A 10,446-nucleotide genomic window follows, 5' to 3' on the forward strand; every position below is an offset into this window, starting at 1 on the left:
CTTTAAGGAAATTGTATGCGCCGATTCCTTTACTCCACAATTATGCTTAATTTTTGCCGTCAATAATGAACACTACTATCAAAAAAAACCTTCGTATATACGGTTGGATAAGCCTGTCTTATTTAGTATTGAGATGGTTGGTCTATATTCCATCCGACCCCGAAAACTTCCGGGCTATCCTGTTCAACGAGGGCTGGCGCGTTGCCTACCTCAGTGCATTGAATATTTTTTTCTATGAATACCTGTTCCCCTTTATAAAAAAATCCATTGCAACGGCAATACCCGCTATTCTGTTTAGTATCTTTTTGTATTCATTTGGAATGTTTCTATGGAGATTACTCGGTATTGAATTGAGCATCTATACAGCATTCGAAACCGGTGGAAATAATACGGTTTCTGTAGGCGATCAGTTTGGAAATGGTTTAGCAGCATTTCTTTACTTTTCCTTGTTCCGGCATTTCTATCGTTACACCCAACTTAAAACAAGGGCCAAACAAATGGAGCTGGAAAAACAGACCGCAGAATTAAATTACCTGAAATCGCAAACCAACCCACATTTTCTTTTTAATACACTAAATAATATTTATGCCCTGGCGCTCAATAAATCAGATCTTGCCCCAGAATCAATCCTGCGTCTTTCCAAGATTCTGCGGTTCATGCTTTACGAAACAAGCGCCCCCTTTATTTCCATAGAAAAAGAAATCCGGATTATTCAGGATTATATTGAATTAGAAAAATTACGGTATGATGAAAGTTTAGAAATCCGGTTTAGTCAACGCGTAGAGCATGCCTCCGCGCATATTCCTCCTTTACTGCTTATTCCGCTGGTTGAAAATGCCTTTAAACATGGAAGCGCTGAAACCATTTCATCGCCGTTTGTGCATATTGAGCTTATTACTGAAAATGACGTGTTGAAAATGATGGTTCAAAATTCGATCGAACCAACAGATATAAATTCGCCGATTGTAGAAAATATCGGGCTTTCCAATATCCGCCGCCAGTTAGAACTTTTATATACCGATTATACCCTGGGCTGTACGAAAGAAAAAGGCGTATTTACAGCACAGCTGAAAATTAACCTTACCAGTTATGTCAAACCTGACCTGCATTATAGTTGAGGATGAGCCTTTAGCTGCTAAAATCCTTTCCGACTATATCAAACAACTAAGTTTCCTACTCTGTAAGGGGCATTTTAAAAATGCACTGTTGGCGGCTGAATACCTGCAGAAAAACCAGGTTGACCTGATTTTTCTGGATATACATCTTCCCAAACTAAAAGGCATGAACTTCCTACGCACACTTCCCAACCGGCCGCAGGTAATTATTACCACTGCCTATCACCAGTATGCCGTAGAAGGATTTGAACTAAATGTGGTGGATTATTTGCTTAAACCAATTGAATTTGACCGGTTTATCATGGCAGTAAACAAGGTTAAAATGCAACAACCTGAAAATAGTTTACCGCCTGTTCCCTCAATAGAAAAAGATCATCTTTTTATATCTGTGCAAAAGAAAAAAATCAGGGTTGACCTGGCCGATATTCTTTTCATAGAAAGTCAACGGGAGTATATCCGTATCCAGACAATAAAAACTGTTTACCTAACCAAGCTCAGCACAGCTGAAATTGAGTCTAGATTGCCGGTTCAACAGTTTGCCCGTATCCACCGGTCTTTTATCATTGCATTGAATAAAATAGACTCTTTCACGGCAGAGGAAGTTGAACTCAAAGGATACACCCTTCCTATTGGCCGGGGTTACCGGGATCAGCTTCAGCAACTACTCTCCTGATTATTCACTAAAACCAAACCCGGTTTACCCGTACAGCCTTTATAAGCTAAGCTCTATCCCTGCCGTTACAAAACTTGGCATACCTACTTTAATACCTTCCGGCCGGCGACTGGCGATGTATCGTTTATCGCCCAGGTTTTTAGCACTGATATTAAAGCTCAGTTTTTTACTTACCTGGTAATAGGCTGTTCCGTCAACTATTAACCGGCTGTCTATTTTTCCAATACGTCCATTCGAAGAAGGATTTACTGTATTCAGCTCATCACTAAACTGCTCACCCACATAATTGGCATAAAACCGTATACCCATGCCTTTTTTCGTTTCAAAACCAACTGTACCATTCCAGATAAAAGCGGGCGCATAGGGCAGTTTATTATCACGCACATTTATTTTATCGGATCCGCTGGTTATATACCGATCTGCTGCATACCGGCTTTTCACATAAGTGAAATTAGTACCTACCGTAAGGCTATGTTCCCAGTCGAATGCTTTTCCGAAATCTGCCTGTATAGATCCTTCCACACCGGTGTGCGCGGTTTTTCCGCCATTTGCTAAACCCGTTGCATTGGAATTACCGCTCGACTGGGATATGGGAATAATCTGGTTGTCAAAATTCATCGCAAAAAAGGTAAGCTCACCACTGAGCCATTGGAGGTGACTAAACCGAAGTCCAACTTCATAATTCCAGCTGCTCTCTGCATCCAGATCTATAGCAAAACCGGTGGAAGTGATGGCATCTTTTGTTCGGGGTGGAGCAAACCCGCGGTGCAGGCCACCAAATAAATTCAAAGATTCATTCAACACAAAATTGAATCCGCCGCCAGGAATAACTGCCAAAACATTTCCTTTCGCCAAAACATTGGTATCGGCCACAACGGTTGCGCCGTTTACAGGAAAACGTCCTCTTAAAATCCTTCTGTTATACTGGAAACTTTCTAAACGAACACCGGCATTCAGGCTAAAGCGGCTGGTAATTGCCAATTCATCCTGCACGTAAGCGCTTAAAGCATGCCCACTGCGGATTTCATTATCGCGCATATCTCCTGCTGTAGCGGATGCTTTTTTACCAATCACAAACTGCTCTTTCGCTTTTTCATAGAGGTAGCGAATGCCGGCATTAATTTTATTATCCCGGTTTGCGATTTTTCCTTTTACGGTTAAACGGGGTTCAACTCCCATTACTTCAAACTGGCGGTTCCGATGGCCATTACTATTCAACATATACAATGCTCCTCCAGCAACAGAAGGGTCGCCCCAAATAACCCCGGTTTGATTGGCCGCAGTGGAGCTGGCACTAAAATCCTGCCGTTGCCAGTTGCGGGTAGTAGTGTAAGCGAAAGCCGTTGTCTGTAACTGAACGTTCGGGTTAAACTGATAAGAATGTGTAACACTCAGGTTATACCTGCGAACAGGTAAGCGATCATCCGGCGCCAGGCGAACATAATCGAAACCACCCGCATCATACATAGCCTGGGTAATGCCTACATAAGTGGAATTAGATAATTCATCATAGATACCAAGTTTCATTCCAACAGAAGATTTCTCACTTAACTGAAAACGAAGCTTGGCACTAAGGTCATTGATCCGGAACCAGGTTGGACCAATATTATCCGCCTGCTTGCGCAGGTAACTAACATTAAAGCCCATGTTTCCAACGGTATTACCATAACTGGCATAGGAAGAGAAAAAACCTCCCTGCCCGCCTTTTACCCGCAATTCAGTCCTTTCTTCTGCAGGGGGATCTGCTGTAATCAGGTTCACCACCCCGCCAATGGTTTGCGGCCCAAACTGAACCTGGCCGCTACCCTTCAACACTTCAATAGACCGTACTTTATCAATGACGGGGGTAAAATACAATTCCGGTTCTCCATAAGGATTCAGCGCAACCGGTATACCATCTTCCAGCACCAATAGGTTTCTGCTGCGATCAGGATCCAGTCCGCGTACACCAATATTAATCCGCAATCCGGCACCTTCTTCATCTACTACATTCAGACCGGGCACCCTGCGCAGTATGTCATTCCCGCTAACGGGAGCCAGTTGTTGTATCTCTTTAAAACGGAGTACCGAAACAGATCCTGGTACCTTACTCAATAGCTTATCCTTATAACCCACCACCAGTATCTGTGGCATTTCCTGGCGTTTTGGCAGGGTATCCGATGCGTCCTGTCCTATCACTACCAGGGAAGAAATAATAGAAAATCCGGTAACAAAAGCAGCTCTTTTCATACAAGTTGATTCGGCCGCGAAGCTCTTTTTTAGTAGCTATTTTTAGTTACGGATTTGGGAAAAACGGTTTACGAAATGCGGAAAAACCAGCAAATGACAATTTCATGACAAAAAACCAGCAGAACCTGATAAAGATCATACCCTGCCAGAATCTGCATCAGTGCACAGACCGTCCGCGGCTGCTTTCTTTGTACCATGCTTACTGCCAGCCTACTACATAAATACGATCGGCCTGTACCGCGGTACACCAGTTATCCAACTGTTCCTCAATGGGAGCATTCAATATCGCCGGAAAGATGGGAATCCAATTTCAGTCAACAGTTTTCCATTGAAAACAATAGCAATGGTATAGCCATCTATATACATCTTCCCTTCTGCGAAAGCCTATGTACCTACTGTGGCTGTAACAAAAAAATAACCACCAACCATAAAGTGGAAGATGAATATATTGCTGCCTTGCTTAAAGAATGGACCCTTTACCTGCGCCTTATGCAGGAAAAACCCATTCTCCGGGAACTTCATCTGGGCGGAGGTACACCTACTTTTTTTTCGCCCGAAAATCTGGAAAAATTATTGACCCCGATCCTTTCCTCCACCATAAGGGCGGAAGACCATGCATTCAGTTTTGAAGGGCATCCCAATAACACCACTTACGCACATCTCAAAACCCTGTATGACCTCGGTTTCCGGAGAGTAAGTTTTGGTGTTCAGGACAACGATCCGGCCGTTCAAAAAGTGATCAATAGGATCCAGCCTTTTTATAAAGTTCAGGAAGTAACTGAAACAGCTCGCGAAATCGGTTATACGTCCATCAATTTTGACCTGATCTACGGACTTCCGAAACAAACCCCGGAATCCATGGAACGCACGCTGCAAAAAGTTTTGTCGCTCCGTCCCGATCGGGTAGCTTTTTACAGTTATGCGCATGTACCCTGGACAAGCCGCGGACAACGTTTATTTGATGAATCTGACCTGCCCTCGGCAGAGTTAAAAATGCAACTCTACCGGCAGGCAAAATTCCAGTTTTCCCTGCATGGCTACCATGATATCGGGATGGATCATTTTGCGTTACCCTCCGATGAATTATTCCTGGCCAGGTGGCGCGAAAAATGCACCGGAATGAGGGGGGAAGGAGATGGCAAATGGGAAGAATCTACCCTTCATCGAAATTTTATGGGATATACCACGCAATCGGCCAAATTGCTCATAGGCCTGGGGGTATCAAGCATTAGTGATACCGGCAATGCATATGCGCAAAATAATAAAACCATTAAAGACTATTACGACTCCATTAAACAAGGGCGCCTTGCTATAACAAAAGGCTATTTTCTGGACGAAGAAGACCAGCATTTTAAACAATATATCCTGGATATCACCTGCAAAGGAAGTACTGAATTCAGGGTTTGCGACCTGGCTATTCTGCGTGAATACAGCTTCCCTGTTTTAGAAGAACTGGCAGCCGACGGATTATTGGATTGGACTGAATCCGGCATGCAACTTTCCGCAAAAGGGCATCACTTCATTCGTATTGTCTGCAGTGCATTTGACTTATTTATTCAGCGAAAAACACAACAGGCTGCAACCGTGCGCTATTCCAAAGCCATCTGATCATGATTTTTTTTCGCGTGCTCTCTTATAGATTCGAATGGCCAACAATAATACAAGCACCAAAACCAGCAAACCACCCATTCCCCACAAGAGGCTTATACTCTGTTTAACCACCACCAGAAAAACAATGGCAAATAAAAATATAGTTGCCACTTCATTCCAGATTCTCAATTGCTGGGAGCTGTACCGGAACAGGCCCTTTTCCTGCTGTTTGTAAATTTTATGAAGGCTAAAATGATAAGCGAATAAGCCGATAAGGAAAATCCATTTGAAAAGAAACCACCTTCCCTCAGGTTGAAAAAGGATTTTATCCCAGTCACCCATTAGCATTACCGAAATTCCAAGCGCCAGGGTAAGCATAGCCGAAGGCCAGGTAATTCCAAACCACAATCGCTTCATCATGATACCGAATTGCCCCCGTAGAACATCGCGTGCAGCTGGTTCTTTATCACCCGCCTCCGTATTATAAATAAAAAGTCGGGGCATATAAAATAAACCCGCAAACCAGGTAACTACAAAGATGATATGAAGTGCTTTAAGATAGAAATACATGACAGAAAACTTTACTACACAATGGAAATTCTCAGGTGGTTGCACCCACGTAGGCCTTCAATGTCTGTACCCATTCCGGATGCACATTCAAACAAGGAATCATCGTAAAGGATTCGCCACCGGCATGCAGAAATTCTTCTTTTCCTTCTTCTGCAATTTCTTCCAGTGTTTCGAGGCAATCACTTATAAAGGCCGGGCAGGCAACTGCCAGTTTTTTGATTCCTTCACCCGGCATTTCTTGCAGCCTTTTTGCAGTGTAAGGCTTCAGCCATTCATCCCGCCCCAACCTCGACTGAAAACTCATGCTCCATTTATCATCCGGTAAGCCCAGGAGCTCTGTTAGTTTTTTGGTGGTAACCCAACACTGGTGCCGGTAACATTGTGCATGTGCAGGAGAAGGCTGTTCACAACAATTGGCTACCTGCAAACAATGTTTGCCGGTACAATCGCCTTTTTTGATATGGCGTTCCGGAACGCCGTGGTAACTGAACAAGATATGATCATGCCCCTGTTCCAGGTAAGGACGAATACTTTCCGCCAGCGCATGCAGGTACCTTGGTTCGTCGTAATAAGGAGGAATAACCGTCAGCCTGAAACCATATCCACCCTGTTTATGCTGAAGTTTAGCATATTCCACCGCCGTTTCATAACTGCTCATAGCATAATGCGGGTACATAGGTACCAATATAACCTCTTCCAGATCGGGGTGTGCGTTCACTAATTTTTCATACGCAGCTTTGGGAGATGGCGTGCCGTACCGCATGCATATTTCAACCGGTTCCGCTACCTGCGCCTGCAGTGCGGCCTGTAGTTCTTTTGTCAGAACAATCAGCGGAGACCCCTGCTCAGTCCAAATCGACTGGTAGGCTTTTGCCGATTTGGGAGCACGAAACGTAACAATGATCCCCTTCACCAGCAAAAACCGCTGCAGGTAGGGTAAATCAATAACCCGCTCGTCCATTAAAAATTCATTCAGGTACTTCCGTACATCCTTTACCGATGTGGAATCGGGTGAACCAAGATTCATCAATAAAATACCTTTCTTCATTATTCAGGGGAAATTTGATGCAAATAACAGGATTCGCGGCACAAAGTTGCAAAAAACAAGGCAGGCACACATGCATAAAAAATACAATTCATCCGTTATTAGCAACAAATGATTCAACAAAACGGGAAGGAACGGCGGAATATGACAGTTCACTGACAGAAAGCGCTGGGGAAATCAGCTGCCACAGGCTATTTTTGCAAAGGAATTTGAGAGACAATTATGGGAGATTATCCAAAAGATTTACAGCATTTTTTTGTGGTTGGACTCAGTTATAAAAAATCTGATTCAGCTGTAAGGAGCCGCTTCGCCATCAGCCAGGACCAATATGACCTGATTTTGGAGCATGCTACCACCAAAGGAGTTGCTGAATTATTTGTATTATCTACCTGTAACCGTACAGAGCTCTACGCCATTGCGCCCGATGCCGATACCCTTGTAAACCTGATTTGTGAGGCCACCGGCCAATCGGCCACTGAATTCAACCATTTTGCCTATCAATACCGGGCTGAAACCGCGGTACAGCACCTGTTTCAGGTAGCTGCGGGGCTCGATTCCCAGATCCTGGGCGACTATGAAATCGTTGGCCAAATAAAACTCGCCGTAAAACATTCCAAAGCTAAAGCAGCTATCGGCCCCTTTATTGAACGCCTCTATAACCAGGTGCTGCAAACCTCCAAACTCGTAAAAAATTATACCGCGTTGAGCAGTGGCTCTGTTTCTGTATCCTTTGCGGCCATTCAATACCTTAAAGAAAGAGTACCACAGGTAGCTAATAAATCTGTTTTACTGATCGGAACCGGGAAAATAGGCCGGAATACCTGTAAAAACCTGATCGATTACCTGGGCTGCAGCGATATCACCCTCATGAACCGCAGTTTTGAAAAAGCGGCTAAGCTGGCGCAGGAACTTCAACTGGCCGTATTACCGGCGCAGGAATTACAAAATGCGGTGGTAGCGGCAGACATTATTATTGTGGCATCCAATGCACCGGAAGCAATTATCTACCCCCAACACCTGAAAGCAGCTAAAAAACAATGGATTATTGACCTTTCCATTCCCAATAATGTGGATCCTTCCGTTGCACAGGTGAAGAACAAAGAACTGCTAAATGTAGACCAGTTATCTTTGATGAAAGACGAAACCCTGCAGAAACGCCAGGCAGAAGTTCCCAAAGCACTCGCCATCATCGCAGCTCAAACCGCTGAGTTTTATGATTGGTGCAGAATGCGCAAACAGCTGGCAGTATTGGGACAGGTTAAATTAAAACTCGAAGAAATTCATGTAAATACCCTGAGTGCAGATCCACAACACACGCAATGGGTTTATCATACTACCTTTGCAACCACCGATGAAGCCGCCTCCAGGATTCAGAAAGTCCTGAATACGATGGCAGCAAAAATGCGGGTTAAAAACCAGCGGGGTTGCCACTACCTGGAAGCAATTAACGATTTCATGGCTTTCGGTGCCAATTAAGATGAACAAAATAATCAGAATCGGAACCAGAGACAGCCAGTTAGCTGTCTGGCAAGCCAATTTAGTAAAGGGATTACTGGAAGAAAAAGGCTTTCAAACGGAATTGGTGCCGCTCAAATCCGATGGCGATATCGATCTCGTTACCCCTCTATATGCCATGGGCGTTCAGGGGGTATTTACCAAAACCCTCGACAGCGCATTGCTGAGCAACCGCTTTGACATTGCCGTGCATTCCATGAAGGATGTACCCACCCAAATGGCGCAGGGAATTGTGGAAGCGGCGGTTTTACCAAGAGCCAGCTTCAAAGATTTACTGGTTCCCAAAAATGGAACTGAATTCCTGAGTGACGGGGCTTATTCCGCCCTGGTTGCTACCAGTAGCATCCGTCGGAAAGCCCAATGGTTACACAGGTATCCACACCACCGCATCACCAACCTGCGCGGAAATGTGAACACACGTCTGCGGAAATTAGCAGAAGAAGACTGGGATGGCGCCATTTTTGCGGCTGCCGGCCTGGAAAGAATTAATCTTCGCCCGGATGCCGCTATTGAATTGAACTGGATGTTACCAGCCCCGGCACAGGGAGCAATACTGGTTGTTTGCCGGGAAAACGATCCGGCTACACAGGAAGCCTGTCGCTTATTTCACGACAGTACCACCGCCCACTGCGTAAGAATAGAACGGGATTTTCTTAAAACACTGATGGGAGGCTGTTCTACCCCCATCAGCGCATTGGCAGAAATGGAACAAACGATCAACGACGCAGGACAAACTATACAGATGATCCGGTTTCGTGGAAGCATATTTTCACTGGACGGGGCAACACATCTTGCCCTTGAGAAAACAATTGAAGCAAACCAGGCCGAGGCACTTGGGGTGCTTGCCGCGCAGGAACTGATACAACAGGGAGCTGATAAAATTGTTGCAAGTATAAAAAATGGGCATTGATCAAAACACCATATTACCCCGTTTACTAACTACAAGACCACTTGCAGATACTACCGTTGAAGAGGCTGCCCGAAGAGGCGTTGAAATAAAAACATTGTCTTTTATTGATACCACACCTGTACATACCGCAGCAACCATTGAAGAAATTCAATCGGCATTATTTATGCGTACCACGGTGGTATTCACCAGCATGAATGCCGTTGAATCGGTGGTAGAAATCATGCAGGATCAGCAACCCGACTGGCAGATCTACTGCATCGGCCATACCACTAAATTATTGATCGAACAATATTTTGGCAAAGATCGGATCATTGGTACAGCCGACAATGCGGTGAGTTTAGCAGATCGAATCATTGAAGATGAACTGGCGGAGGAAATAGTGTTTTTTTGTGGCGATCAGCGCCGGGCCGAGCTTCCTGATATGCTTTTTGCTGCAGGGATACTGGTAACGGAAATCGTAGTATATGAAACGATTGCTGTACATCATAAACTGAACGAAAACCTTGCAGGGGTGTTATTCTATAGCCCATCTGCCGTGGAAAGTTTTTTCGTCAATAATAAACTGGAACTCCGGGCGCTGGTCTTTGCTATCGGCGAAACAACGGCTGCTGCCGTCCGCAAATTTTGTTCGAATAAAATTATCCTGGCCGATAAACCCGGGAAAGAGGCATTGGCAAAAAAAGCCATTGATATACTGGCATTGAACTAATAAAAGAAGAACATCTATATGTCGCTAAAAAACGATCTTATTCTGCGTACACTGAGAGGAGAAGCAACCGAAAGAACCCCCGTATGGATG

The 10,446-nt window shown here is 44.5% G+C and carries 9 protein-coding genes; 6 read left to right on the plus strand and 3 right to left on the minus strand.

Translation table 11 applies throughout. From position 1 onward, the window contains the following. Window positions 1-65: 65 nt before the first annotated feature. Both A1D16_RS13135 and A1D16_RS13140 read left to right on the plus strand, forming a co-directional pair. On the plus strand, window positions 66-1,118 hold the full coding sequence (locus A1D16_RS13135; RefSeq protein ID WP_290710181.1) for a histidine kinase: 1,053 nt from the start codon (window positions 66-68) through the stop codon (window positions 1,116-1,118). Then, on the plus strand, window positions 1,090-1,788 hold the full coding sequence (locus A1D16_RS13140; RefSeq protein ID WP_290710183.1) for a LytTR family DNA-binding domain-containing protein: 699 nt from the start codon (window positions 1,090-1,092) through the stop codon (window positions 1,786-1,788). The genes A1D16_RS13135 and A1D16_RS13140 overlap by 29 nt, the downstream gene beginning before the upstream one ends. Before the next feature lie 39 nt (window positions 1,789-1,827). Here A1D16_RS13140 and A1D16_RS13145 read toward each other — a convergent pair whose 3' ends face one another. Continuing rightward, entirely contained in the window at window positions 1,828-4,017 is a 2,190-nt protein-coding gene (locus tag A1D16_RS13145; protein WP_290710185.1) for a TonB-dependent receptor, read from the minus strand. Between the two features lie 195 nt (window positions 4,018-4,212). Between A1D16_RS13145 and hemN the strand changes: the two genes are divergently transcribed. Beyond that, window positions 4,213-5,625 (plus strand): oxygen-independent coproporphyrinogen III oxidase, encoded by a 1,413-nt coding sequence (hemN, locus tag A1D16_RS13150; protein WP_290710187.1) that lies wholly within the window; start codon window positions 4,213-4,215, stop codon window positions 5,623-5,625. On the opposite strand, the gene A1D16_RS13155 is transcribed toward hemN, so the two are convergent. Both A1D16_RS13155 and hemH read right to left on the minus strand, forming a co-directional pair. Then, window positions 5,626-6,177: a CopD family protein gene (locus A1D16_RS13155; protein ID WP_290710189.1), complete on the minus strand. Its 552-nt coding sequence runs from the start codon at window positions 6,175-6,177 to the stop codon at window positions 5,626-5,628. Window positions 6,178-6,208: 31 nt separating this feature from the next. Further along, complete coding sequence (hemH, locus tag A1D16_RS13160) at window positions 6,209-7,225, minus strand: ferrochelatase (RefSeq protein WP_290710191.1); 1,017 nt, start codon at window positions 7,223-7,225, stop codon at window positions 6,209-6,211. A gap of 219 nt (window positions 7,226-7,444) precedes the next feature. Between hemH and hemA the strand changes: the two genes are divergently transcribed. From hemA to A1D16_RS13175, 3 genes are read left to right on the plus strand one after another with little or no spacing between them, the layout of a single operon-like run. Then, window positions 7,445-8,698: a glutamyl-tRNA reductase gene (gene hemA / locus A1D16_RS13165; protein WP_290710194.1), complete on the plus strand. Its 1,254-nt coding sequence runs from the start codon at window positions 7,445-7,447 to the stop codon at window positions 8,696-8,698. A 1-nt stretch (window position 8,699) separates the two neighbouring features. Beyond that, the gene (gene hemC, locus A1D16_RS13170; protein ID WP_290710196.1) at window positions 8,700-9,647 is read left to right on the plus strand and encodes a hydroxymethylbilane synthase; all 948 of its coding nucleotides are present in this window, start codon (window positions 8,700-8,702) and stop codon (window positions 9,645-9,647) included. Further along, window positions 9,637-10,356 carry a uroporphyrinogen-III synthase gene (locus tag A1D16_RS13175; protein WP_290710198.1) on the plus strand — a complete coding sequence of 240 codons (720 nt, stop codon included), beginning with the start codon at window positions 9,637-9,639 and terminating at the stop codon, window positions 10,354-10,356. The genes hemC and A1D16_RS13175 overlap by 11 nt, the downstream gene beginning before the upstream one ends. The last annotated feature ends 90 nt before the right edge of the window (window positions 10,357-10,446 follow it).

The sequence above is a fragment of the Flavihumibacter sp. CACIAM 22H1 genome (genome assembly GCF_001601815.1).
GTDB lineage: Bacteria > Bacteroidota > Bacteroidia > Chitinophagales > Chitinophagaceae > Flavihumibacter.